23 protein-coding genes and 1 pseudogene are annotated in these 23,391 nt (G+C 61.2%); 13 read left to right on the top strand and 11 right to left on the bottom strand.

Translation table 11 applies throughout. The features are described 5' to 3' along the window. Positions 1 to 52 precede the first annotated feature (52 nt). The gene (locus ACMV8A_RS09905) at positions 53 to 556 is read left to right on the top strand and encodes a hypothetical protein (protein ID WP_495325618.1); all 504 of its coding nucleotides are present in this window, start codon (positions 53 to 55) and stop codon (positions 554 to 556) included. Positions 557 to 561: 5 nt separating this feature from the next. After that, the gene (locus tag ACMV8A_RS09900) at positions 562 to 1,230 is read left to right on the top strand and encodes a hypothetical protein (RefSeq protein WP_495325617.1); all 669 of its coding nucleotides are present in this window, start codon (positions 562 to 564) and stop codon (positions 1,228 to 1,230) included. Between the two features lie 37 nt (positions 1,231 to 1,267). Here ACMV8A_RS09900 and ccoS read toward each other — a convergent pair whose 3' ends face one another. The 9 genes from ccoS to fnr all read right to left on the bottom strand — a co-directional run bounded on the left by ccoS (position 1,268) and on the right by fnr (position 10,938). After that, positions 1,268 to 1,492, bottom strand: coding sequence for a cbb3-type cytochrome oxidase assembly protein CcoS (gene ccoS, locus ACMV8A_RS09895; protein ID WP_495325616.1), 225 nt, complete (start codon positions 1,490 to 1,492; stop codon positions 1,268 to 1,270). Between the two features lie 41 nt (positions 1,493 to 1,533). Continuing rightward, positions 1,534 to 4,008 (bottom strand): heavy metal translocating P-type ATPase, encoded by a 2,475-nt coding sequence (locus ACMV8A_RS09890; RefSeq protein WP_495325615.1) that lies wholly within the window; start codon positions 4,006 to 4,008, stop codon positions 1,534 to 1,536. A 75-nt stretch (positions 4,009 to 4,083) separates the two neighbouring features. Next, positions 4,084 to 4,614, bottom strand: a complete 531-nt coding sequence (locus tag ACMV8A_RS09885) for a FixH family protein (protein WP_495325614.1) — start codon at positions 4,612 to 4,614, stop codon at positions 4,084 to 4,086. Positions 4,615 to 4,638: 24 nt separating this feature from the next. Beyond that, positions 4,639 to 6,054 carry a cytochrome c oxidase accessory protein CcoG gene (ccoG, locus tag ACMV8A_RS09880; protein ID WP_495325613.1) on the bottom strand — a complete coding sequence of 472 codons (1,416 nt, stop codon included), beginning with the start codon at positions 6,052 to 6,054 and terminating at the stop codon, positions 4,639 to 4,641. Positions 6,055 to 6,462: 408 nt separating this feature from the next. Continuing rightward, positions 6,463 to 7,302 carry a c-type cytochrome gene (locus ACMV8A_RS09875; RefSeq protein ID WP_495325612.1) on the bottom strand — a complete coding sequence of 280 codons (840 nt, stop codon included), beginning with the start codon at positions 7,300 to 7,302 and terminating at the stop codon, positions 6,463 to 6,465. Next, complete coding sequence (locus ACMV8A_RS09870; RefSeq protein ID WP_495325611.1) at positions 7,299 to 7,508, bottom strand: cbb3-type cytochrome c oxidase subunit 3; 210 nt, start codon at positions 7,506 to 7,508, stop codon at positions 7,299 to 7,301. Before ACMV8A_RS09870 ends, ACMV8A_RS09875 begins: the two co-directional genes overlap by 4 nt. Then, on the bottom strand, positions 7,501 to 8,211 hold the full coding sequence (ccoO, locus tag ACMV8A_RS09865; RefSeq protein ID WP_495325610.1) for a cytochrome-c oxidase, cbb3-type subunit II: 711 nt from the start codon (positions 8,209 to 8,211) through the stop codon (positions 7,501 to 7,503). The genes ACMV8A_RS09870 and ccoO overlap by 8 nt, the downstream gene beginning before the upstream one ends. A gap of 22 nt (positions 8,212 to 8,233) precedes the next feature. Beyond that, entirely contained in the window at positions 8,234 to 9,661 is a 1,428-nt protein-coding gene (ccoN, locus tag ACMV8A_RS09860) for a cytochrome-c oxidase, cbb3-type subunit I (RefSeq protein ID WP_495325609.1), read from the bottom strand. A gap of 509 nt (positions 9,662 to 10,170) precedes the next feature. Then, positions 10,171 to 10,938 carry a fumarate/nitrate reduction transcriptional regulator Fnr gene (gene fnr, locus ACMV8A_RS09855; RefSeq protein ID WP_495325608.1) on the bottom strand — a complete coding sequence of 256 codons (768 nt, stop codon included), beginning with the start codon at positions 10,936 to 10,938 and terminating at the stop codon, positions 10,171 to 10,173. 202 nt (positions 10,939 to 11,140) lie between these two features. On the opposite strand from fnr, the gene hisB reads away from it, so the two are divergent. The 10 genes and pseudogenes from hisB (at position 11,141) to ACMV8A_RS09805 (ending at position 18,218) form a co-directional block, all read left to right on the top strand. Beyond that, complete coding sequence (gene hisB, locus ACMV8A_RS09850) at positions 11,141 to 11,734, top strand: imidazoleglycerol-phosphate dehydratase HisB (RefSeq protein WP_495325607.1); 594 nt, start codon at positions 11,141 to 11,143, stop codon at positions 11,732 to 11,734. Positions 11,735 to 11,784: 50 nt separating this feature from the next. Next, complete coding sequence (gene hisH, locus ACMV8A_RS09845) at positions 11,785 to 12,429, top strand: imidazole glycerol phosphate synthase subunit HisH (protein ID WP_495325606.1); 645 nt, start codon at positions 11,785 to 11,787, stop codon at positions 12,427 to 12,429. A 35-nt stretch (positions 12,430 to 12,464) separates the two neighbouring features. Then, positions 12,465 to 13,205, top strand: coding sequence for a 1-(5-phosphoribosyl)-5-[(5-phosphoribosylamino)methylideneamino]imidazole-4-carboxamide isomerase (gene hisA, locus ACMV8A_RS09840; RefSeq protein ID WP_495325605.1), 741 nt, complete (start codon positions 12,465 to 12,467; stop codon positions 13,203 to 13,205). 53 nt (positions 13,206 to 13,258) lie between these two features. Next, positions 13,259 to 14,032 (top strand): imidazole glycerol phosphate synthase subunit HisF, encoded by a 774-nt coding sequence (gene hisF, locus ACMV8A_RS09835; protein WP_495325604.1) that lies wholly within the window; start codon positions 13,259 to 13,261, stop codon positions 14,030 to 14,032. Next, on the top strand, positions 14,029 to 14,424 hold the full coding sequence (hisI, locus tag ACMV8A_RS09830; RefSeq protein WP_495325603.1) for a phosphoribosyl-AMP cyclohydrolase: 396 nt from the start codon (positions 14,029 to 14,031) through the stop codon (positions 14,422 to 14,424). Before hisF ends, hisI begins: the two co-directional genes overlap by 4 nt. Beyond that, positions 14,421 to 14,738: a phosphoribosyl-ATP diphosphatase gene (locus ACMV8A_RS09825; RefSeq protein WP_495325602.1), complete on the top strand. Its 318-nt coding sequence runs from the start codon at positions 14,421 to 14,423 to the stop codon at positions 14,736 to 14,738. Before hisI ends, ACMV8A_RS09825 begins: the two co-directional genes overlap by 4 nt. An 82-nt stretch (positions 14,739 to 14,820) precedes the next feature. Beyond that, positions 14,821 to 15,051 (top strand): Sec-independent protein translocase subunit TatA, encoded by a 231-nt coding sequence (locus tag ACMV8A_RS09820; RefSeq protein WP_495325601.1) that lies wholly within the window; start codon positions 14,821 to 14,823, stop codon positions 15,049 to 15,051. 80 nt (positions 15,052 to 15,131) lie between these two features. Continuing rightward, positions 15,132 to 15,515, top strand: a complete 384-nt coding sequence (gene tatB, locus ACMV8A_RS09815) for a Sec-independent protein translocase protein TatB (protein ID WP_495325600.1) — start codon at positions 15,132 to 15,134, stop codon at positions 15,513 to 15,515. Then, positions 15,512 to 16,288, top strand: a pseudogene (gene tatC, locus ACMV8A_RS09810) (twin-arginine translocase subunit TatC); the annotation flags it as partial. The gene tatB and the pseudogene tatC, both read left to right, overlap by 4 nt. Beyond that, positions 16,284 to 18,218: a thioredoxin domain-containing protein gene (locus tag ACMV8A_RS09805; protein ID WP_495325599.1), complete on the top strand. Its 1,935-nt coding sequence runs from the start codon at positions 16,284 to 16,286 to the stop codon at positions 18,216 to 18,218. The pseudogene tatC and the gene ACMV8A_RS09805, both read left to right, overlap by 5 nt. On the opposite strand, the gene ACMV8A_RS09800 is transcribed toward ACMV8A_RS09805, so the two are convergent. Continuing rightward, the gene (locus ACMV8A_RS09800; RefSeq protein ID WP_495325598.1) at positions 18,197 to 21,295 is read right to left on the bottom strand and encodes an efflux RND transporter permease subunit; all 3,099 of its coding nucleotides are present in this window, start codon (positions 21,293 to 21,295) and stop codon (positions 18,197 to 18,199) included. The two genes, ACMV8A_RS09805 and ACMV8A_RS09800, sit on opposite strands and share 22 nt — an antisense overlap. Next, positions 21,292 to 22,347 (bottom strand): efflux RND transporter periplasmic adaptor subunit, encoded by a 1,056-nt coding sequence (locus ACMV8A_RS09795; protein ID WP_495325597.1) that lies wholly within the window; start codon positions 22,345 to 22,347, stop codon positions 21,292 to 21,294. The genes ACMV8A_RS09800 and ACMV8A_RS09795 overlap by 4 nt, the downstream gene beginning before the upstream one ends. 130 nt (positions 22,348 to 22,477) lie before the next feature. Here ACMV8A_RS09795 and ACMV8A_RS09790 point away from each other — a divergent pair, with 130 nt between their 5' ends. Further along, complete coding sequence (locus ACMV8A_RS09790) at positions 22,478 to 23,287, top strand: phosphate/phosphite/phosphonate ABC transporter substrate-binding protein (RefSeq protein ID WP_495325596.1); 810 nt, start codon at positions 22,478 to 22,480, stop codon at positions 23,285 to 23,287. Positions 23,288 to 23,391: the final 104 nt, after the last annotated feature.

The raw sequence follows: 23,391 nt of genomic DNA, 5'->3' as shown, positions 1-23,391 counted from the left end.
ACAGCATGATAACGTGTTGCGCCCGGGGGAGAGTACGACAAAAGGCATTTTTATGAATCGCTACGCTATATCGGAAGACGTTGCCAAGGCCGCCAAGTGGCCCCATGAATTGTTTCTCATCAACCTGATTTTCAACCACGTGCTGTTGTTTGTGGCCTTTCTCAGTGCCAGCTCGCTGCAGAAGCTGGTTTTCATCGTGCCGGTGCTGTCTGTTGCCATCCTTGGCTACAGCCTGTGGCGCGGGCGTAGGTCACTACAGGTCGATCCCTGGTTTGTGAAGTGTCACTGGCAGCTGGCCGTGCGGCGCAGCCGCGCCTTCCTCATCATGCTGGGTATCATGATGGTGGTGATGGTGGTGATCTATCTGATCTCCGGCGGCAATATGCGTCCACAGCACTGGGCTTTTTTCGGCGTCGGCATCATGCCGACCCTTGTTACGGTGCTGGTCCTGATAGTCATGGAGTCGGATGCCTTGCATCTGGCGCGTTACGGCAAGATGCCTGACTGGCTGGTGCAGCGTTACCCGGAGGGCGCCCTGACGCCGGAGGCGGACTGAGCCGCATGCGGGAGCGCTATCTATTCCTCGGGGTGCTGGTCTTTTCGCTGCTGGCGATCGCCGTGGCGATGTTTGTGCCGGGGCGGCAGGACCATAGGCCGGAGATGCTGCCCTGGGCCATTACCCTGCACGAGGATGGCACCAGCACGGTTTTCGGACTGCATCTTGGCCACAGTACTCTGGGCGAGGCCGAGCAGTTGTTTCAGACCGAACTGGAATTGATCCTGTTCCAGTCGCCGCAGGGGCGCCGTGTGGCAGAAGGGTATTTTGACGGCGTGACGCTGAGCGGGCTGGCGGCAAAGCTGGTGTTGGAGGCGGCGCTGAGCGAAGCAGAACTGCAGGGCATGTTCGAGCGCGGCCTGCGTATTGCCACCATGGGCAACGGCAGCCGCAAGGTGACCCTGCACCCCGATGATCTTGCCCGGCTGCGTGTGACGCCCATTGCCAGCCTGACCTATCTGCCGCGGGCGCATCTGGATGATGCGTTGGTGGAAAAACGTTTCGGTGTGCCGGCGCGCAAGGTGAATGAGCCGGGCAGTGATGTGGTGCACTGGCTCTATCCCGAGCGTGGGCTGGATGTGGCGGTGAGCGCCAGCGGCAAGGAAGTGCTGCAGTATGTCGCACCGCGCGATTTTTCCCGCCTGATCGCCCCCTTGCTGGAGCACAAGCAGTAAGGCGGCTGGCTGCATCGCGCAGCCGTGGTCTCAAAGGTCAGTCGTCGTCGGCATCCGGCATGACCTTGTCGCTGCGCGGTGCCTTTTTTTTCCTGGCCCGCATCTCGGTTGGTAGGTTGGGGTCATCATCATCGTGCAGAATGCGGTGGGCATCGCCTTCCAGGTCTTCGTACTGTCCGCGCCGGATTGCCCACACCAGCACCACCACCATGGCAAGGCCAAGGAAAATCATCGCGGGGATCAGGCTGTAAATTACTTCCATCGTTCTCGCCCCTGTCTGTGTTGACCGAGAGTCTAATCGCCCTAGTCACCGAGTTCGCGCCGGCTGCCGAACAGCGTGCGGATGCGCGCCGCATTGCCGATCACCAGCAGCGAGCTGATCGGCATGGAGATGGCGGCCACCAGCGGCGTGATGAAGGCCGCCATGGCTAGCGGCACCATGATGACATTGTAGGTCAGCGAGATACCGATGTTCTGGCGGATGGTGCGCAGGGTGCGGCGCGACAGCCGGGTGGCCAGGTTGACCTTCTCCAGTTCGTTGCTGATGAGCACGATATCGGCGCTCTCTGCCGAAACCTCAGTGCCGGAGCCGATGGCGATGCCGACGTTGGCGCGGATCAGGGCGGGGGCATCGTTGACGCCGTCGCCGATCATCGCCACCTGCTCGCCCCGGCGCTGCAGATCGGCAATGACGCGGTCCTTGTCTTCCGGCAGCACCTCGGCAATCACTTCCATGCCGCCAAGTTGCTCGGCCACCGCCTCCGCCACACGGCGGCGATCGCCGGACAGCAGGGTCATGCGGATGCCCTGTGCGCGCAGGTTGTCGACCAGGGCACGGGCATCGGGGCGCAAGCGGTCGGCGATGGCGATGAAACCGGCATATTTTCCATCCAGTGCGGCATGGATGCAGGTAATGCCGCGCTGTTCCAGTTGGTGGATTGGTGCCTGCATTTCGTCGTCAACGGAAACACCATGGCGTGACAGCCAGGTTTCGTTGCCCAGTACTACTGTAGTGCCATCTACGCTACCGGCAACGCCGAGCCCCGCGGTGCTGGTGAAATTTTCCATGGCGGGCGCTGTCGGGTTGAGGCCGCGTGTACGCGCCTCCTCGACGATGGCGCGGGCGATGTGGTGTTCGGAATAGCGTTCCACCGCCGCGGCCTTGAGCAGCAGGGTATCGAGGTCTATGCCAGCGGCCGGGTGCACCTCCTGCACCGCCATGCGTCCCTCGGTGAGCGACCCGGTTTTGTCGAACACGAAGTGGGTGATGCTGGACAGGGTTTCCAGTACTGCACCATTCTTGATCAGAATGCCATGGCGTGCGGCAAGGCCGGAGGCGACGGCGATGGACATGGGGGTGGCCATGCCGAAGGCGCAGGGGCAAGTGATGATCAGCACCGAGCAGGCAGCGAGCAAGGCGACCTCGATATCGATGAATGACCAATAGGCAAAAGTCAGGGTGCCCAGTAGCAGGGTGATGGCGACGAACCAGGGCACGATACGATCAGCGGTGCATTGAATCGGCGCCTTGGAGGCCTGCGCCTCTTCCACTAGGCGGATGATGCGCCCTAGGGCGGTGTTCTTCAGCGTGGCGCTCACCTTTAGCGTGAGGGCACTGTGGATGTTGATGGTGCCGGCGGAAACCTTGTCGCCGGGTCCCTTGTCGACCGGTTTGGACTCTCCCGACAACATGGCTTCGTCCACTGCACTACGGCCTTCCGTAACGATGCCATCCACGGGGATGCGGTCGCCGGCCTTTACCAAGACGACGTCGTCGGGTTTCACGGCGCGGATCGGCAACAATTGCTCCTCACCGTCGCGCAGCACGGTGGCACCGCGCGGCTGTAAATCCAGCAGACGCTGGGTGGCGGCCACGGCGCGGCGCTTGGACACCGACTCCAGGTGGCGGCCAACGAGGATGATGAACATGAAGTTCACTACCGTATCCCAATACACCTCGCCGACGGTGGACTGAGTCACCGTGATGTAGAGAGAATAAAGGTAAGTGGTGGTCGCACCCACCACGATGGGCAAGTCCATGGTGAGGTGGCGGCGGCGCAGACCGGTCCAGGCGCCCTTGAAGAAGAGCCAGCCGGAATAGAATAGCGTGGGGGTGGCCAGTACGAAACCCATCCAGTGGAACAGGCTGCGGAATTCGCTCTGATCGGCTCCGGCATACAGGGCGATGGATATCCACATCAGATTCATCATCGCAAAGCCGGCGAAGGCCATGCGGAACAGGAAGGCACGGTTCTGCCTCTTCAGAGCGCCTTCGGCAACCTCCGGATCGAACGGTACGGCGGCGTAGCCGATGTCCCCCAGGCGCCGGATGATGTCGGATAGTTTGATACGACTGTTGTCCCAGCGCACCAATAGGCGGCGGCCGGCCAGATTCACCTGCGCCGAAGCTATGCCTGGTACGGTAGCGAGGGTGCGCTCAATGAGCCAGACGCAGGCGGCGCAGTGGATGCCTTCGACCAACAGGTTGATTTCACGCTCCTCACCGTGCTGGACGATGAACTCTTCCTGCACCTCGTCCAGATCGTAGAGTGCGAGATCCTTGGGGATGTCCGGCGGCGGTGCCAGCAGAGTGCCCTCGGGGGTGCGCTGGTAGAAGCCTTCCAGGCCAGCGTCGTAGATGGCGCGGCATACCTCGCGGCAGCCGATGCAACAGAATTGACGCTTCTCGCCGGCGATCTCGGCGGAGAAATCCTCCTTCGGAGGCAGCGGTAGGCCGCAATGAAAGCAGCCGCCGCTGTGGGAGTGTTCACTGGCCATGGGCTTCGTTATTTGTCATGGCCGCCCGTCCCCGTGTGGGAAGGGAGCGGGCGGGGTAGGCCTTGTTGGCGGGCTTCAACCCTGCACGGTGATGCGGCGCGGCAGTTCCAGCGTCTTATCGTCGCGTTTGACGTCGATGAGCAGATCCCAAATACCTTTCAGCTGGAACTCAACGGCGCCCTGGTAAATGCCTGCGCCTACCTCTTCCAACGGCATGTTGAAATCGGCCTTGGCATCGGAGGGGCGGAAGGCGTTGAGTACGACCTGGGCGCCGCGCAGTGGTTCGCCGACAGGGTCGGTGATGACGATGCGGTAGGTCTGGGTGGCCCCCTGGTGGATACTGGCGGGCACCTCCAGGTTGGCCGTCCAGCCCAGAGCAGAACGTTCTGCCACGCGCTGCAGATAGTGGCGTTCATTATAGCGGCCGCGTTCGTAGTAGTCCTTGCTTACCAGGCCGGGGTTGGTGGTGATGGCCAAGGTAATCATGGTGATGTTGACCGCCAGCACCACGGTGATCAGTCCTATTGCGCCCAGCACCCAAGGATTGCGAAAGGCGTGTTTGTTGGACTGCGAAATACGGTTGTCGCTTGTGTCGATCGTCGTCATGTCCAGTTACCTGTCAGTGGTGAATTAGGGGCGCGGCCCAATAAACATGCTCGTATAGCTGGAAACCAGTCCTGCATCCGTTTCCGCCTGCACGCGGAATACGATGGGGGTACTCTCTGTTTTGAGGTTCTCACGCGGCACGCGCACGAACACGGTATAGCTGGTGATGCGTCCCTTGTTGGCCAGCAGACTGCCTTCGCCGCCACTGATAGTCAGGCCCGGCAGGCCTTCGACCGCAAGGCTTACGTGCTGATCCTGCGTAGTCTTGTTGAGAATTTTAACGCTGTATTTGTTCTGGATCGAGCCGTCGCTTTGCAGTACATAGAGCGGCTGGCGCTCGTGCAGCACCTTGACCTCCAGGCCTGAGATATTGAACAGGCCATAGATGATGCCGGCCAAGGCCAGGGTCAGGATGGTCAGGTAAACCAGTACGCGCGGGCGCTGGAACAAATTCAGCGCCGGCTTGCCCTCCAATTCGTCCATGGAGGCATAGCGGATCAGGCCGATTGGCCGGTTGATCTTTTCCATCACCGAGTCGCAGGCATCCAGGCAGAGCGCGCAGGTAATGCAGCCTTCCTGCTGGCCGTGGCGGATATCGATGCCGGTGGGGCAGACCGCCACGCATTGGCCGCAGTCGATACAATCACCCTTGCCTTCCTCGATCTGTCCTTTTTTGAGCTTGCCTCGCGGTTCACCGCGCTTGAAGTCATAGGCCGGGAGTATGGTCTCCTTGTCGTACATCACACCCTGAATACGGGCGTAGGGACAGAGCCAGAAACACACCTGCTCGCGCATATGGCCGGCGAACAGGTAGGTGAAGAAGGTGAATACGGCTACGGAAGCCCAGGCCATCGCACCGGCGCTGAGGGTGAAGTAGGCCTGCCACATCTCGAAGGCATCGCCGAACCAGAGGGTGAAGCTGATGCCGGTCAGAACGCCGATCAGTATCCAGAGGGTGTGCTTGATAACCTTGATGCGGATCTTGGTGAAGTCCCACGGCGCCTCATCCAGCTTGCGTCGCTTCTGTGGCGCACCTTCCAATTTTTCCTCTATCCAGGTGAACACATCCGTCCACACAGTCTGGAAACAGAAATAACCGCAGAACACGCGCCCTGCGATGGAGGTGACTACTGCGAGCAGGATGGCGAAGAACAACAGGACCAGCGACAGCATCCACACGTCCTGCGGCAGGATGGTGATACCGAAGATGTGGAACTGACGGCCGGGAATGTCGAACAATACCGCCTGACGATCGCCCCAACGCAGGTAGGGGCCGATGAAGAACACCAACCACACGGCGGCCGCCGCCCATTTCAGGTTACGGAAGCGACCTGGCATGCGCTTGGCGTGGATAGTCTCGTTGCCGGTATTGACGTGCCAATGATGGGATTCGGCATACAGTTCATCGGCATGCGCCTGCTTGTCGACCTGGTCGTTCACGGATACCTCCTGATGGACAGCAAAAAAGGTCGCTGTCACGAAAAAGTTTGGGCAAATGCCCTGTTGAAAGCGGGGGCTTTCAGCAGGCCACTGACGATTTTCTCACCGGGAACCTGGGCTGTAATTGAAAAATATCAAGTTGGCAGCGAAGTATACGAAAAAAGAGGGGGACTATTCAGTCCCCCTCACGGTAATTACCAGTTCAATGGCTTATTTTTTGTCGCCATCCTTGTAGATCAGGTTGTAGCCCTTCACTACAAGAAACACCACGATGATAGTGGCGACGGCTACGGTCAGATACGACGCAATTGCTACCCAGTCAGTCATTGCAACACCCCTTTTGTTTGGGGTGACCGCGCCAGGGCGCGGTCACCTGTTTACGTTATGGAAGGTGTGAGGCGCTATAACTTAGTTGGCGCCCAGCTTGGATACGTACACAGCCAGCTTCTTGATATCGGTTTCGCTCAGACGGTCACCGAACTTCGGCATCACGGCGTTGCGAGTCTGCGGGCTGGAAGGATCGTTGACACCGTGAGTGATGGTGTATTTGATCGCTTCCACCGAACCGTCACCGAAGCGCCAGATGCTGTCGGTCAGGTTGGGTGCGCCCAGGGCGTGCATGCCCTTGCCGTCCATGCCGTGGCAGGCGAAGCAGGCCTTCTCCATGAACAGCGGGGAGGAGGTCGGCTGGCCCTTGGCGATGGCATTGGCCAGCTGATCGATTTCGGCATCGGTCATCGCTACGCCACCCTTGGCCGGCATCATGCCCATCCGGCCGTTGGTGATACTCATCACGATGGTGTCGATGTCGCCACCGTACAGCCAGTCATCGTCCACCAGGTTGGGGTAGCCCGGATTGCCCTGGCCACCGCCGCCGTGGCAGGCAGCGCAGTTGTCGCCGAACAGTACCTTGGCGGAACGTACTACGTACTCGGACAGCTCGCTGTCAGCCAGGATTGCAGAGGCGCTCATGCCCGGCAGCTGGTCTTCGTACTTGGCACGCACCGCCTGGATGGAGGCCATGTCCTGCTTGTATTCGCCGATGGAGGTCCAGCCCATCAGACCGCTGGTGGCGCCACCAAACCACGGCCACATCGGGTATACGATGCCGTACAGCAGTACCAGGATCCAGCTGGCATGCAGGCCAATCATCCACCACTTGGGGGGCTGGTTGGTCAGCTCTGCCAGATTGTCATCCCACACGTGCCCGGTTGTCGGGGCACCGTACGGATTGTTTTGCTCGCTCATTTTTTATCCTCCGTATCGAAACGGTCGTCTTCGTCTATCGGAATGTGACGTTTTGATTCCAGTCTGGCCTTGTTCTTGGGGTGGAGTACGTACACAAACAGGGCGACGAACAGAATGAAAATGCCGACCGTCGTGATCAGGCCAATCCAGTCACTGCCGGTCATGGCCGCCCAGTCTGTGTGGAAGTACTCCTTCAGATTACTCACGGTAATCCACACCCTCTTCGAACTTCACCATGGTTCCCAGTACCTGCAGGTAGGCAACAACGGCCTGCATCTCGCTCTTCCCGGTAGCAGCGGAAGCGGCGGAGATGTCGTCCTCGGTGTACGGAACCCCCAGGGCCTTCATTGCGCGCATGCGCTTGGCCACACGGCTGCCGTCAACCTTGTTGTTGTCCAGCCAGGGGTAGTTGGGCATCACAGATTCCGGCACTACGGAACGCGGCGCACGGAGGTGCTGAGCGTGCCATTCGTCGGAGTACTTGCCGCCTACGCGGGCCAGGTCCGGACCAGTACGTTTGGAGCCCCACTGGAAGGGGTGGTCGTACATGGACTCGGAGGCCAGCGAGTAGTGGCCATAACGCTCCTTCTCATCGCGGAACGGACGAATCATCTGCGAATGACAGGTATAGCAGCCTTCGCGGATGTAAACGTCACGACCGGCCAGTTCCAGAGCGGTGTAGGGGCGGATGCCATCGCCAGCCTTCCAGTCGGCCAGGGTCTGGCCGGCCTGGCGCTGCCAGACGATTTCCGGACGCTTGTTGTGCTCCATCGTGTCGTCGAGGAGGAACAGCGGCACGATTTCCACCAGGCCACCGACAGACAGCAGCACGGCGAGCATCAGGAACATGGTAAAGACGTTGCGCTCTACCTTGTCCTGCAGTTTGGTCGAATGAATTTGATCAGCCATTTTTATTGAACTCCTCTCGCGCTTAGGCAGTCGCTGCGGCGGCGGAGCTGCTGCGCTGGCCGGCGGCCTGGCGAACAGTCATCACCACGTTATAGAGCATCACCACACCACCGGCCCAGAAGATCAGGCCGCCGATGGCGCGCATCGCGTAGTAGGGATGCATGGCGGCGACGGATTCGGCGAAGGTGTAGGTCAGGGTGCCGAACTCGTCGTAGTCACGCCACATCAGGCCCTGCATGATGCCGGATACCCACATGGCGGTGATGTAGATCACGGTGCCGATGGTGGCCATCCAGAAGTGCAGGTTCACCAGCGACGCGGAGTACATGCGGGTGTTCCACAGCTTTTCGACCATGTGGTACAGCGCGCCGGCGCCGACCATGGCCACCCAGCCCAGGGCACCGGAGTGCACGTGGCCGACGGTCCAGTCGGTGTAGTGGGACAGCGCGTTGACGGTCTTCGCGGACATGACCGGACCTTCGAAGGTGGACATGGCGTAGAAGGCCAGGGACATGATCAGGAAGCGCAGGATGTAGTCGGTACGCAGCTTGTCCCACGCGCCAGACAGGGTCATCATGCCGTTCACGGCACCACCCCAGGACGGGATGATCATGGCCAGGGAAACGGCGGCGCCCAGGGAGCCGGTCCAGTCAGGCAGCGCGGTGTACTGCAGGTGGTGCGCACCCAGCCAGACGTAACCGAACATCAGCGCCCAGAAGTGGATGACGGACAGACGGTAGGAGAACACCGGACGGCCAGCCTGCTTCGGTACGAAGTAGTACATGATGCCGAGGAAGCCGGCAGTCAGGTAGAAACCTACGGCGTTGTGGCCCCACCACCACTGGATCATTGCATCCTGCACACCGGAGAATACGGAGTAGGACTTGAACAGCTCGACCGGGATGGCCAGGCTGTTGACCACGTGCAGGTAGGTGATCATCACCATCATGCCGAGGAAGAACCAGTTGGACACGTAGATGTGGCTGGTCTTGCGCTTGGCGATGGTCATGGCGAAGTTGAAGGCGTAGGACAGCCATACCACTGCGATCAGCAGGTCGATGGGCCACTCCAGCTCGGCGTACTCCTTGCCCTGGGTGATGCCCAGCGGCAGGGTGATGACGGCCAAGACGATGATGACGTTCCAACCCCAGAAGGTGAACCACGCCATCTTGTCGCTCCATAGACGCACGCCGCAGGTACGCTGTACGGAGTAGAAGGCGGTTGCCATCAGCACGCAGCCGCCGAAGGCGAAGATTACTGCGTTGGTGTGCAACGGGCGCAGTCGGCCGAAGGTGAGCTCAGCGATGTCGAAGTTCAGCACCGGCCAAGCAAGCTGGGAGGCGATGATCACGCCGACCAGGGTGCCGACCACCAGATAGACCACCGCCATGATGGAAAACCACCTGACGACCTCAAAGTTATATTTCTGTTCCGCTTGTGTCGCTTCCACGAGTTTCTCTCCTCTGTGTGAGCCAATGGTTAAACCAAGACCAACTTTTTACCGCCCAAAAAACGTTGTTGATTTTTTCTCTGACAACCCCCATGCATTAACAAACCCAAACCGTTGTTATCCGGAGTGTGCAGACGCATGACTCCATGTTGTTGTGTCCAACCAACGCGACTTGGCGCAATGCCAGTCGAGCTGACCGTATCTGTAAGTGACCGTATAGTTCCGAGGGAGGCGGGAGGATTGGCGGGAAGTGTTGTCTCTGACGGCAACACTCTGATAGGCCTATAAATTTCTTTTTTTCCCCCAGACGCGCCGATCGCTGCGTTCTCGAACCCTGCTACCGGAACTAGCGACCAAATATAGTCGAAGAGAAGATATCAGAACATTGATTTTTGTCAAACAAACTGGTGATTAGCACACACCGTTTGCGTTATATCCCACAGTACATTTCATACTGTTTTTATCGCGTTTTTTGCGCGGTGGCCATCGATGCACAATGGCGCAGTCGGTCACTCAGGAATGGAAGGGGGGCTGCAGCTGCGCGATTGACAGGCGATGGCATGAAGGCGGTTCAGATCGAGAATGCGGATGTGTTTGCGTTGCACGGTCAGCAGGCCTTCTTCCTGGAAACGGGTGAAGAGCCGGCTGACGGTTTCCACTACCAGGCCGAGATAGTTGCCTATATCGTTGCGTGACATGCTCAGGTTGAACTCGGTGGCGGAGAATCCCCGCTGCTGATAGCGGCCGGAAAGACTGAGCAGTAGCGAGGCGAGGCGCTCCTCGGCATTTTTCTTGCCCAACAGCATCAGCAGCGATTGTTCGTGCAGAATCTCGCGGCTCATGATCTTGAGCAGCTGATGGCGCAGGGTCGGTATGCGTTCGGACAGTTCCTCCAGGCGATCGAAGGGGATTTCACATACGCTGGTGGTTTCCAGCGCCTTGCCCGCGCAGGGGTGGACGTCGGCGTGGATGGCGTCCAGGCCGACCAGTTCGCCCGGCAGGTGGAAGCCGGTGACCTGTTCGTAGCCGTCTTCCGTCGGTACGTAGGTCTTGATGGAGCCGGAACGTACCGCGTATATGGCCTGAAACGGATCGCCCACCTGAAACAGGTGTTCGCCCCGCTTGATGGGACGCCGCCGCTTGATGATGCTGTCCAGCAGTTCCAGGTCGGCGCCGTCGATGCCCACCGGCAGGCACAGCTGGAACAGCCCACAGTCTTTGCAGGCGACGCGTATCGATGCCAAGTCAATGATATTGCTTGATTTTGTCTGCTGCATCACGGGTGCGCCCGGTGCCCAGAGGCGCCTGAGCGGGTCAGTCTCTACGCTGTCGAAAGAGGTATCCTCGTACATGTGTCCCGTCGTTGCAACTTAAAGGGCATGATCGGGCTATGGCTTTATTCTATCCGGGCGCGGAAGTCGGTATGCTATGGGCGGCGATGAGGCCGCCTATCGCTTTACAAATATTTAAGGAGTTGCAATGAGTGAGCGCAGGGCCACGGTCTCGCGGGAGACCCTGGAGACCCGGATTGAGGCAAGTGTCGACCTGGATGGCAACGGCAGTGGTTGTTTCGAGACCGGTGTGCCGTTTCTCGACCACATGCTGGATCAGGTGGCGCGCCACGGCCTGATTGACCTGACGGTCAAGGCCCAGGGCGACCTGCACATCGATGCCCACCACACGGTGGAAGACATCGGTATCACCCTGGGCCAGGCCTTTGTCCGTGCCGTGGGCGACAAGAAGGGTATCCGCCGCTATGGCCACGCCTATGTCCCCCTGGATGAGGCCTTGTCGCGCGTGGTGGTGGACTTTTCCGGCCGCCCCGGTCTGGAGTTTCAGGTGGACTTTCCGCGTGCCCGTATCGGCGAGTTCGACGTGGATCTGTTCCTCGAATTCTTCCAGGGCTTTGTCAACCACGCCCAAGTCACGTTGCACATCGACAATCTGCGCGGCCGCAACGCACACCACATTGCCGAGACGGTGTTCAAGGCCTTCGGCCGTGCCTTGCGTATGGCGCTGGAGGCTGATCCGCGCATGCAGGGTATGACTCCGTCTACCAAGGGCAGCTTGTAACGCCTTACTTCACTTCCTATCTGATTCGAGCCGGATTTCCTTCTATATATATGAGTACCGTTGCAGTCATCGACTACGGCATGGGCAATCTGCATTCCGTGGCCAAGGCGTTGGAGCACGTGGCCGATGGCCAGCACGTCATCGTCACCCATGACCCGGAACGTATCCGTAAGGCTGATCGCGTGGTGTTGCCCGGCGTCGGCGCCATCCGCGACTGCATGGCGGAGATGGCGCGCCAGGGCGTGATCGATGTGATCCATGAAGTGGTGCGCGAGAAGCCCTTTCTCGGCGTCTGTGTCGGGATGCAGGCGCTGATGGACTTCAGCGCGGAGAATGGCGGCACCGCGTGTCTGGGCATTCTGCCCGGTCGGGTCGAGTACTTCGGCGACGATCTGGCGCAGAATGGCGAGCGCCTCAAGGTGCCGCACATGGGCTGGAATCAGGTGCGCCAGGAATGTGCCCATCCGCTGTGGCGGGGCATCGTTCAGGATGAACGCTTTTATTTCGTACACAGTTATTATGTGCAACCGGCCGACGCAGCATTGACGGCTGCCAGCACTGCTTATGGTGTGACGTTTGCCGCCGCCGTGACGCGCGATAACGTGTTTGCCGTGCAGTTTCACCCAGAGAAAAGCCAGCATGCAGGGCTGGCGCTGTACGCCAACTTCCTGCGCTGGGATGGCCAGGGTGCCTAATAACTCACCATACGCGCAGTAGAGAGGACTGATCGATGTTGCTCATACCCGCCATAGATCTCAAAGACGGCAAGTGCGTGCGCCTGCGTCAGGGACGAATGGAGGATTCAACGGTGTTCTCCGATGACCCGGTGGCCATGGCGGCGCGCTGGGTGGAGGCGGGCGCACGGCGCCTGCATCTGGTGGATCTGAATGGCGCCTTCGAGGGCCGGCCGATGAATCGCGATGTGGTGCATGCCATCGCAGCGGCGTTTCCCGACCTGCCGATCCAGGTGGGCGGTGGCATCCGTGATGAGGACACTGTGCAGGCCTATCTCGACGCCGGTGTACAGTATGTGATCATCGGCACCAAGGCGGTGAATCATCCCGGCTTCATCGGCGATCTGTGCGCCGAGTTCCCCGGCCATGTCATCGTTGGCCTCGACGCCAAAGAGGGCAAGGTGGCAATGGATGGATGGTCCAAACTGTCCAAGCACGACGTCATCGATCTGGCGCAGCACTTCGAGCAGGATGGCGTATCGGCCATCATCTATACCGATATCGGCCGTGACGGCATGATGTCCGGTGTCAATGTCGAGGCGACGGTGAAACTGGCGCAGGCGGTATCCATTCCCATTATCGCCTCCGGCGGCATCACCAATCTGGATGATATCCGTGCCCTGTGCGCAGTAGCTGACGAAGGGATCACCGGCGCGATTACCGGCCGCGCCATCTATGAAGGCACATTGGATTTCGCCGAGGGCCAGCGCCTGGCCGATGAACTTTGTCCGCAATGATTATGTATAACACGTCGGCCTGACGTCCGACCTACCAGTCCGAATCTATCGCAATGGGCCTAGCCAAACGCATCATTCCCTGCCTCGACGTGGACAATGGCCGCGTCGTCAAGGGCGTCAAGTTTCTGGACATCCGCGATGCCGGCGATCCGGTGGAGATCGCGCGCCGCTACGATCAGCAGGGCGCCGACGAGATCACCTTCCTCGACATCACGGCCTCTTCCGATAACCGCGAAACCATGGTGCATGTGGTGGAAAAGGTGGCTGGTGAGGTATTCATTCCGCTGACCGTTGGCGGTGGCATCCGCACCAGTACCGACATCCGCCGTATGCTCAATGCCGGCGCCGACAAGGTGGGCATCAACACGGCAGCGGTATTCAATCCTGAGTTCGTCAAGGAGGCAGCCGATCGTTTCGGCTCGCAGTGCATCGTCGTTGCCATTGATGCCAAGAGCGTGAGCGCGCCAGGGGAGACACCGCGCTGGGAAATCTTCACCCACGGCGGGCGCAAGGCCACCGGTATCGATGCGGTGGAGTGGGCGCGGCGCATGGTGGATTTTGGTGCCGGTGAAATTCTGCTCACCAGCATGGACCGTGATGGCACCAAATCCGGCTTCGATCTGGCCCTGGTGCGTGCCGTATCCGAGGCCGTGCGCGTGCCGGTAATCGCCTCCGGCGGTGTGGGCAATCTGGATCATCTGGTCGATGGCATCGTGCAGGGCCATGCCGACGCGGTGCTGGCTGCCAGTATATTTCACTTCTGCGAATACACCATCGAACAGGCCAAGCAGCGCATGGCGGCCGCCGGCATCGAGGTGCGGCTGTGAGCGAGGACTGGCTGGACGAAGTCAAGTGGACGGCCGATGGCCTGGTGCCGGTGATTGCCCAGGAAGAGGGTAGCGGGCGGGTGCTGATGTTTGCCTGGATGAACCGCGAATCACTGGCGCTTACCGTGCGCGAGGGGCGCGCGGTGTACTGGTCGCGCTCGCGCGGCAAATTGTGGCGCAAAGGCGAGGAGTCCGGTAACGTGCAGCGCGTGAAGCAGATGCGCCTGGACTGCGACAATGACGTGATCCTGCTGACCATCGAACAGGTGGGCGGCATCGCCTGCCATACCGGTCGGCACAGTTGCTTTTACAAGGTATTCGACGGTGGGCAATGGAAAAGTGTTGACCCGGTACTGCAAGATCCGCAGCAGATATACAGCAAAGGATCATGAGCGATATTCTTAAACAATTGTCGGAGATACTGGAACAGCGCAAGGGCGCCGATCCGGATAGCTCCTATGTGGCCAAGCTGTACGCCAAGGGGTTGGACAGTATCCTGAAGAAGGTTGGCGAAGAAGCCACTGAAACGGTGATCGCCGCCAAGGGGGGTGATCCCGCCCAGGTGATCTACGAAACGGCCGATCTGTGGTTCCACTGCATGGTGATGCTCAAGCATCTGAATCTGGAGCCCGAGGCAGTGTTGAATGAGTTGGAACGGCGCTTTGGCCTGTCGGGACTGGAAGAGAAGGCGAACCGGACCAAGTAAGTACAGGTCAAATGGATTGAGGGCAGTATTCCTACGGCAGCACCAGGCTGCCGGCATTTCTACTAAGGCGGAGAGTTGAATCATGGCACCGAGTATCTGGCAACTGCTTATCGTACTGGCAATCGTTATCCTGCTGTTTGGCACCAAGCGTCTGCGCAATATCGGCGGCGATCTGGGCAGCGCCATCAAGAACTTCCGTTCCTCCGTGAAAGAGGGCGAGCAGTCAGCGGCGAAGGATGGCGAGAAGCTGGACGAAAAGAAGGAAGGTAGCGTCATCGAGGGTGAGGCCACCCGCGAGAAAGACAAGACCTGAGCCCGCACTTTCGTAGAGGGCTGGCGCGGTCGATGCAGATTCGCGTCGCCCAATACTTACAACGCGCATTCGGATAAATCATGTTCGACGTCGGCTTCTGGGAGCTGGTGGTCATCGGTATCGTCGCCCTATTGGTGCTGGGGCCCGAACGGCTGCCTGTGGTCGCTCGTACCGTGGGGCTGTGGTATGGCAAGGCGCGCCATTTTGTCGGTACGGTGAAGGCGGATATTGATCGCGAGATCAAGGCCGAGGAGCTCAAGCGGATCGTCGAGCAGCAGGCCAAGAGCGACGGTCTGTACGACATGATGGAAGAGGCCAAGGCTTCGTTGCAGGATATCAAGAGTGGTTTGAACGATATCAACAAGTCTGTGGAGATGGCGACCCTCGATGCGCCGGTTGAACCGGCCCCGAGCGATGCCGCTGTGCCCATCAAGCCGGACAAAGAAGCGACGCCGCCGACATGAGTGAGCAACCCAATAGCAGCGGTAACGGCTCCGAGGTCGAGCAGCCCTTCATCTCGCACCTGATCGAGTTGCGTGACCGCCTGCTGCGCGCAGTGCTGGTGGTGTTGGTCATCTTTCTCGGACTGTTCTATTTCGCCAACGATATCTATTCGCTGTTGGCGCAGCCGCTGTTGTCGCACCTGCCGGAAGGCGGCTCGATGATCGCCACCGAGGTGGCCTCGCCCTTTCTTACCCCGCTCAAGCTGACCCTGGTGGCTGCAGTCTTTGTTGCCATCCCCTATCTGCTGTATCAGATGTGGGCCTTCGTCGCCCCCGGCCTGTACGCCCATGAGCGGCGTCTGATCATGCCGCTGATCATCTCCAGCACCTTGCTGTTTTATGCCGGCATGGCCTTCGCTTATTTCGTGGTGTTCCCGCTGGTATTCGGCTTCTTCACCGCGGCGGCGCCTGAAGGCGTGGCGGTGATGACTGACATCAACCAGTATCTGGATTTCGTGCTCAAGCTGTTCTTCGCCTTCGGCGTCGCCTTCGAAGTGCCCATCGCCACCATCCTGCTGGTGTGGATGGGGGTAGTGACGCCGGATGCCCTGGTGGCGAAGCGCCCCTACATCATCGTCGGCGCCTTCGTCATCGGCATGTTGCTGACGCCGCCCGATATCTTCTCGCAGACTCTGCTTGCCGTACCGATGTGGATACTGTTCGAGATCGGCGTGTTTTTCTCGCGCCGTTTCGTGCGCAAGGAGGACGCCGAGGATGATCTGAACAGTGATGAGAAGATGGACGAAACCCTCGACCGTTACATCCGCGACGAAGAGGCGTTGCGCCAGGAATTGGAAGTCTGGCAGGGCAACACCAACAGCGATGACGGCAAGGATGGCGGCGATAAGCCAAAGGATTAGGTGGCACGCCGGCGTGCCGCATGTCGGCGGTATGCTGGTCTGCCTGCTGTTGTTGCCGTTTTTATCCGTTACAAACGCCAGTCCGTTACGCGATCACCCTTCCCGCTATCTCGCCGCGCATGCGGATGATCCAGTGCAGTGGCGCCTACTCGATCGTGCCGCTCTGCAGGAGGCGCAACGTACTGAAAAACCCATCTTCCTATCCAGCGGCTACTTCGCCTGCCACTGGTGTCATGTGATGCAGCGGGAGAGCTTCCGCGACCCCGCCATCGCCACTGTACTCAACCGTGATTTCATTCCGGTAAAGATCGACCGCGAACTTTCCCCAGAAGAGGATGCCTATCTGCTGGCCTTCGTGCAGCGCAGCCGCGGCAACGCCGGTTGGCCGTTGAGCGTATTTCTCACCCCGGATGGCCATCCGCTTTATGGTACGTCCTATGTAACGCCACCGGAATTGCTGCAACTGCTGCAGCGTATGACGGCGGTGTGGCGTGACGAAGGCGCGGACTGGCGCCAGGTCGCTGCTGCAGAGGCATTGATGGAAGCGCGGGCAGCACTACCGCCGATACATGCGGCTCCGCAGCAGTTACGTGCAGCACTGCTGCAGGCGGCGCTGGCGCAGGCCGATGAATTGGAAGGTGGCTTCGGTGCGCCAGCCAAGTTCCCCTATATGCCGCGTCTGCGTGCGCTGCTCACGCTCTATCACGACAGCGGCGATGCTGCCCTGGGTGCGTTTCTGCGTCTGACCCTGCAGCAAATGGCGACGCAGGGGTTGCGCGACCATATCGGTGGCGGCTTTTTCCGCTATACCGTGGACCCTTCCTGGCACGAACCGCATTTCGAGAAGATGCTGTATGACTCGGCCCAGTTGGCCGTGCTGTACTTCGAGGCGGCGGCGCTACTGGGGGAGCCGCAGTGGGCAGAGGTCGGGCGCGATACGCTGGACTTCATGCTGCGCGAACTGCTTCTGCCCGGTGGTGGCTTTGCCGCCAGCCTATCGGCGCTGGATGCCACCGGCGAGGAAGGTGGCTATTACCTGTGGTCGGAGGATGAACTGCGCCGCCTGCTCACGGCGGAGGAGTACCGCGTAGCGGCAGGGGCCTGGGGACTGGCCGGTGCGGCTCCGTTTGCTGGCGGGCACTTGCCGCGGAAGGTGTTGGACGAGGAGGCGTTGGTACAGCGGTTCGGCAAAGAGGCGGTGCAGATTTTGGCCGCGGCGCGCAGCAAACTGCTGGCCGCCCGCGCCAAGCGTAGTGCGCCGCGGGACGACAAGCGCATCGCGGCCTGGAATGGGCTGGCGCTACAGGCGTTGGCGCTGGCCGCCCGCACGGCTGGGGACGAGCGCTACCGTCAGGCGGGATTGCGCCTGCACACTTATCTGGTGGCGGCGTTCTGGGATGGCCAGCGCCTGGTGCGTGCCGCCGATCATCGCGGCAGGCTGCCCGGCGATGGTGTGCTGGAGGACTATGCGCAGGTGGCCGCGGGCCTGCTGGCCTGGTCCGGGGTGAGCGCACGGCAGGAGGACAGGGAACTGGCGCTCGCTGTCGCCGACGTGGCCTGGCGTCGTTTCCGCCGTGGTGGCGCATGGGACAGCGGCGTTGGCAGCGTGTTGCCGTTGGGACGCGCGCAGGTGCTGCTTGCTGACGGTGTCCTGTCGTCGCCGGGCGCGCTGCTTGAACGGCTGGCGTCGCAGGGCGACGGCGAGTTGTGGAGGCAGCGGGTTGAAGCAGCGCGGGAGAACACGGCGGCACAACTGCTGGCTGCGCCGCTGGATTACGCCAGTTACATCGTGGCGCGCAGATGAAGCAGGCGGTAGACCACCGGGATCAGGAACAGCGTCACCAGCAGTGAAATACTCAGGCCGGAGATGATGGCCACCGCCAACGGGCGCAGCATCTCGCCGCCCTCGCCCAACCCCAGCGCCAGCGGACTCATGCCGGCCACGGTGGTGAGGGTGGTCATCAGGATCGGACGCAGGCGCAGCCGCGCCGCTTCGATGATCGCTTCGCGTACGGCGGCGCCGCGCCGCCGCATGATCTCCACATACTCCACCAGCACGATGGCATTGTTCACCACGATGCCCGCCAGCATGATCATGCCGAGCCATACGGGCATGGACAGCGGCAGGCCGCTCAATTTCAGGCCGACTGCAACGCCGACGGCGGCGAACGGAATGGACAGGAGAATGACCAGTGGATTGCGCAGCGACTCGTATTGTACTGCCATCACCACGAACACCAGGAAGATCGCCAAGCCCAGCAGCAGCATGCCCAGTGCGCGGCCTTCCTGTAACGCCTTCAGTTCGCCGCCGTCGTACCAGGTGTAGCCGGAGGGCAGGGGCAGGGCCGTCATGCGCTCGTGGATATGTTCATAGGCCTCGCTGAGTGAGGTGCCGCCCACCAGCGAGGCGCTCAGTTCGACGATGCGGCGTTGATTGTCGCGGCGTATCTCAGAGGGGGTGGCCACCAGGCTGATGCGGGCAATATCGCCCAGGCGCAGCGGCATACCGCTGCCGCTGTACAGCACCAGCTCCTCCAGGGCGCGTGGTGTATCCACCTCGCGCCGCGGCAGACGCAGGCGCACGTCGACACTGCGATCACGCTCGATGAAATCGGTCACCACCTCACCCTCCAGGGCGCGGCGCAGGGCGCGGCCCACATCCTCCGCATCCAGCCCCAGTGCCGCCGCCCGCTCGCGGTCCAGCACAATGGCCAGCTCCTGGCGCTGCTCTTCCGCGGAGTGCATCAGGTTGCTGATGCCGGGTAGGGTCTTGAGACGATTGACTGCCTCGTCGGCGGCCTCGGCCAGAGTGGCAAGGTCGGTGCCCTGAATGCGGATGCTGAGATCGTCGTCGCCGCTGCCGACGCGGATGCCGCGCACGCCGCGGCTGCGCATGCGGATGCGCACGCCGGCCAGCTCCTCCTTGGCCACCTCCTTCTGTAAACGGCGGATCCAGTCATTGCTGCTCTCGGCCCGCTGGCTGCGCGGCACCAGCTGCACCATGATGGAGCTGCTGTTGCTGGATTGGCGCTCAGTGCGGCCGAAGATGAAGCCGCCGACGGTGGCAAACACGCTGACCACTTCAGGCTGACGGCGGAACAATCGTTCCAGGCGTTGCACGCTGCGATCCATTTCCTCCACCGACACACCGGGGTCGGCGGTGAGGAACACCTGCACCTGGCCGTCGTCCATGGTGGGAAGGAACTCCTGTTTACCGCCGAAGCTCGGTAGGGCGAGCACCAGTGCCGCAGCGAGAAGCACCAGCAGGGCGGCCTGTGCGGCAGCGTGATCCAACAGCCAGGCGATGGTGGCGGCGTAGAGGTTTTGCAGGCGGACGATGAGGCCATCCACCGCACGGCGCAGGCGGCCGCTGTCGATGCTGCGCACCTGCACCGCCAGGGCGGGAACCAGGGTCAAGGCTACTACCATGGAGGCGAGGATGGCGGCGGAGATGGTGAAGATCAGTTCGCGGAACAGCAGGCCCACCAGGCCGCCGATGAACAGGAAGGGCAGCACGGCGGCCAGGTTGGTGGATGTAGCGGCGATGATGGCGCCGTGGATCTCACCGGCAGCGTTGGTGCCGGCGTCGATGGGTGCCTCCCCCGCGCGCTGATGACGCTGGATGTTCTCCAGCATCACGATGGTGTTGTCCACCAGCATACCGACGCCGAGGGCGAGGCCGCCCAGGGTCATGATGTTGAAGGTGAGGCCGCCGAGTCCCATCAGCACGAAGGTGACCATGATGGCGAGGGGAATGGCGCTGCCGATGATCAGGGTGCGGCGGAGATTGCCGAGAAACAGATACACCACGCTCATTGCCAGCAGGGTGCCGGACAGCGCGGCCAGGGCGGCGCTGTCCAGGGCATTGCGCACGTAAATGGACTGATCGTCTACGCCATACACCACGGCATCCTCCAGCAGCAGCCGGTTCTGCTGCAGCCAGGCCATGCGCTCCTTCACCGCGTCCACCACGGCGATGGTGTTGGCGGTGGGCTGTTTCTGGATGGCCACCTTTACCCCGGGGATGCCGTTGAGGCGTACCTTGATGCGCTCGTCGGCGTGGGTGTCCAGCACCTGCATCACCTCATCGAGGCGGATGGTGGTGCCATCCTTCAGGCGCAGCGGCAGCGCGGCGATATCCTGCACGCTCTGAAACCGTGCTGCGGTGCGTCCGCCCAGTTCGCGGCGCTCCATGGTGAGGCGGCCGGCGGGTAGCTCGACGTTGCCGCGCTGCAAGGCATTGACGACTTCATTGAGGCTGAGGCCGCTGGCGGCGAGGCGTTCCTGATCGGGCAGTAGTTGAATCTCGCGCACCAGGCCGCCGCCGACTTCTACTGCGGCCACGCCGGGCAGGTTGAGGAACTGCTTGGCGAAGTCGTAGTCGACCCAGTCGCGCAGCTTGACCGGATCAAGCGTGGTGGAGCTGACCACAAACTCCGCCACCGGGATCTGCGACGGGTCGCGCTTGAAGATGATGGGCGGATCGATGGTGGTGGGCAGCAGGCGCTTGGCGCGATCCAGCCTCGTGCTGGCATCGCGCAGGGCGATGTCGATGTCCTTGCCGTATTCGAACAGCAGCTCCACCGAGGCGTTGCCCTCGCTGGTGCGTGACTGCACGCCGATGGCGTCCTCGGTGATGGCGAGTTGCTCCTCCAATTGGCGAGTGATGCGATCCTCCATGATGTTGGCTGGCACGCCCGGATCGAGCACGCGCACCTGGATCTCCGGGTAGATGATGTGCGGCAGCAGATCGACGGCAAGACGGCCCAGGGCAAAGAAGCCGAGCACCACCACCGTCAGCGCCAGCATGGTGACGCCGATGGGATGGCGGATGGACCAGGCGGCGATGCCGCCATGGCTGCTGTTGGCTATGGGAGTCATGAGGCGGGTGTTGTGCCGCTGACGGCCTTGACCGTGACACCCGGCGTCAGGCCGAGAAAGCCCTTGGTGATGACGATGGCGCCCACTTCGGGGCCGGACAGCAACTCCACGTCCTCACCCAGCTGCATGCCGCTGACCACGGCGCTGCGCTGTACCTTGCCTTCGGCGTCGATACCGAAGACGAACTCGCCGCTGTTGTCGCGGCGTAGTGCGGCAAAGGGAATGACGCGGCGCGGCATAGGCCGGCCGGTGAATTGTACCCGGCACAACTGGCCCGGCCGCGCCCCGGCAGGCACCGGGTCCAACGCTACCTCCACTACACCCTGGCGGGTGGCAGCGTCGATGGCCGGATGGATGCGCAGGATGCGCCCGCTGTGGGCCTCGCCGCCCAGGGCATCGATGTGGATGCGCACTGTGTCGCCGATGGCCAGCGAGGGCAGCAGCAGTTCAGAGACACTGGTGGTCGTCACCAGCGAGGTGAGGTCGGTGAGGGTCAGTACATGGGTGAAGCGCGGCACCACGTCGCCCGGTTCGGCGCGGCGCAGGCTGATGACACCGTCGAACGGTGCACTGATGCGGGTATGGCCCAGGCGGGTACGCAACAGTTGCTCTTCAGCCAGGGCGATGTCCAGCGCGGTACGCGCCCGTGCCAGTTCCTCCTCGGTGATGAGCTGGTTGCGGATCAGCCGCTCGAGCCGGCTCAGGTCCAGCTCCATCTGGCGGCGCTGGGCCTCGCTCTTGCGCAGCTCGGCGGCCAGCAGGGCATCGTCCAGCTGCAGCAACAGGTCACCGCGGCGGACCACATCACCGGCGAAGTGGGGCAGGGCGATGATGCGCCCCTCCTCCTGGGAGAGGATTTGAATCTCGCGCTGGGCCCGCAATGAGCCGGTACGCAGGGCCGTGGGAGCGATGTGCTCAGTGCGCACCTGGGCCGTCTCCACCAAATGGGCTGGCGTTCCGGCACCGGCCGCGGCGGCGGGCGGCTCCTGACGGGAGCAGGCGGCCGACAGGCCGATGAAGACAAGCAGAATGAGCGTAGTGGGGCGGTACATGCACGGGAATTCCTGATTAATGGGCGAAGATTAGCCGAAATGCCTGGCGGATAACACCTTGCCAAGGGTGCGTCAGGCGGGGCACCATACGCAAAACACCTATAAAACAACCAGGACGGGGGGGGAAAGTATGTTCAAGTGGATCAAGGTGGGGTTGGCGATTGGCCTGAGCAGTTTGTTGTTGGGGACCGCCAATGCCAAGGATGAAATCATTTTCTCGACGGCGCCGACCCAGACGCCCGAGCAGACCATCAAGCTTTACACGCCGTTGCTCAATTACCTGGGGCAGGTCACCGGCAAGCAGTTTGTCATCAAACCGGCCAAAAATTACCTCGAATACAATAACGGCACCTTGCAGAATGCCTATGACATGGTATTCGATGGCCCGCATTACACCGGTTGGCGCATGGAGCGCCAGGGGGCGGTCCCGGTGGCGCGCCTGCCCGGCGCAATCACCATCGTGGTAGCGGTGCGCGAGGACAGTCCCATCCAGCGGCTCGATGACCTCATCGGGCGCAATGTGTGCGCCTTCAATTCCCCCAACATGCTGACCATGGATTTCCTCAACCATTTCCGTAACCCGGTGCGGCAACCGACCATGCTGCGGGTGGACAGCTTCAAGGAAATCAATGAGTGCCTCAAGAGTGGCCGCGGCGACGCCGCCGTGTTGCGCGATCAGGTATGGGCCAAACAGGATCAGACGGGGTTGCGCCTGATTCAGCAGACGTTCCGCAGTCATCCCGAGCGCACCTTCTCGGTGGGGGCCAATATCGAGCCGGAAGTACGCGCCAAGATTGCCGCCGCACTGATCAGCGAGGAAGCCACGAAGGTGGCGGCACCGCTGTTGGAAGAGTTCAAGAAGGATAAGTTCATTGCCGCCGATCCCAAGACCTACGAGGGGCTCGGCGAGCTGTTGGCGCCGGTATGGGGATTCCAGTAGCGCCGGCGGGAAGACCGTTTTGGATGTGATGACGGGGGGCGTATGCCCCCCTGTTTGTTTGGTGGGCCCACCAGGACTTGAACCTGGAACCAAAGGATTATGAG

It is taken from the genome of Sulfurivermis sp. (assembly GCF_059410345.1).
Note: the sequence above shows the minus strand (reverse complement) of the source record. Positions and strands in the feature narration are given on the sequence as shown.

What these genes read in the sequence shown, in the direction of transcription:
- ACMV8A_RS09805 (WP_495325599.1), top strand. Translation starts at nt 16,284, where the DNA reads ATGAGAAGATGGACGAAACCCTCGACCGTTACATCCGCGACGAAGAGG.
- ACMV8A_RS09800 (WP_495325598.1), bottom strand. Translation starts at nt 21,295, where the DNA reads ATGACTCCCATAGCCAACAGCAGCCATGGCGGCATCGCCGCCTGGTCC.
- hisH (WP_495325606.1), top strand. Translation starts at nt 11,785, where the DNA reads ATGAGTACCGTTGCAGTCATCGACTACGGCATGGGCAATCTGCATTCC.
- ACMV8A_RS09790 (WP_495325596.1), top strand. Translation starts at nt 22,478, where the DNA reads ATGTTCAAGTGGATCAAGGTGGGGTTGGCGATTGGCCTGAGCAGTTTG.
- ACMV8A_RS09825 (WP_495325602.1), top strand. Translation starts at nt 14,421, where the DNA reads ATGAGCGATATTCTTAAACAATTGTCGGAGATACTGGAACAGCGCAAG.
- ccoS (WP_495325616.1), bottom strand. Translation starts at nt 1,492, where the DNA reads ATGGAAGTAATTTACAGCCTGATCCCCGCGATGATTTTCCTTGGCCTT.
- ACMV8A_RS09905 (WP_495325618.1), top strand. Translation starts at nt 53, where the DNA reads ATGAATCGCTACGCTATATCGGAAGACGTTGCCAAGGCCGCCAAGTGG.
- ACMV8A_RS09885 (WP_495325614.1), bottom strand. Translation starts at nt 4,614, where the DNA reads ATGACGACGATCGACACAAGCGACAACCGTATTTCGCAGTCCAACAAA.
- fnr (WP_495325608.1), bottom strand. Translation starts at nt 10,938, where the DNA reads ATGCAGCAGACAAAATCAAGCAATATCATTGACTTGGCATCGATACGC.
- ACMV8A_RS09795 (WP_495325597.1), bottom strand. Translation starts at nt 22,347, where the DNA reads ATGTACCGCCCCACTACGCTCATTCTGCTTGTCTTCATCGGCCTGTCG.
- ACMV8A_RS09820 (WP_495325601.1), top strand. Translation starts at nt 14,821, where the DNA reads ATGGCACCGAGTATCTGGCAACTGCTTATCGTACTGGCAATCGTTATC.
- ACMV8A_RS09875 (WP_495325612.1), bottom strand. Translation starts at nt 7,302, where the DNA reads ATGAGCGAGCAAAACAATCCGTACGGTGCCCCGACAACCGGGCACGTG.
- hisB (WP_495325607.1), top strand. Translation starts at nt 11,141, where the DNA reads ATGAGTGAGCGCAGGGCCACGGTCTCGCGGGAGACCCTGGAGACCCGG.
- ACMV8A_RS09890 (WP_495325615.1), bottom strand. Translation starts at nt 4,008, where the DNA reads ATGGCCAGTGAACACTCCCACAGCGGCGGCTGCTTTCATTGCGGCCTA.
- tatB (WP_495325600.1), top strand. Translation starts at nt 15,132, where the DNA reads ATGTTCGACGTCGGCTTCTGGGAGCTGGTGGTCATCGGTATCGTCGCC.
- ccoO (WP_495325610.1), bottom strand. Translation starts at nt 8,211, where the DNA reads ATGGCTGATCAAATTCATTCGACCAAACTGCAGGACAAGGTAGAGCGC.
- hisA (WP_495325605.1), top strand. Translation starts at nt 12,465, where the DNA reads ATGTTGCTCATACCCGCCATAGATCTCAAAGACGGCAAGTGCGTGCGC.
- hisF (WP_495325604.1), top strand. Translation starts at nt 13,259, where the DNA reads ATGGGCCTAGCCAAACGCATCATTCCCTGCCTCGACGTGGACAATGGC.
- ACMV8A_RS09900 (WP_495325617.1), top strand. Translation starts at nt 562, where the DNA reads ATGCGGGAGCGCTATCTATTCCTCGGGGTGCTGGTCTTTTCGCTGCTG.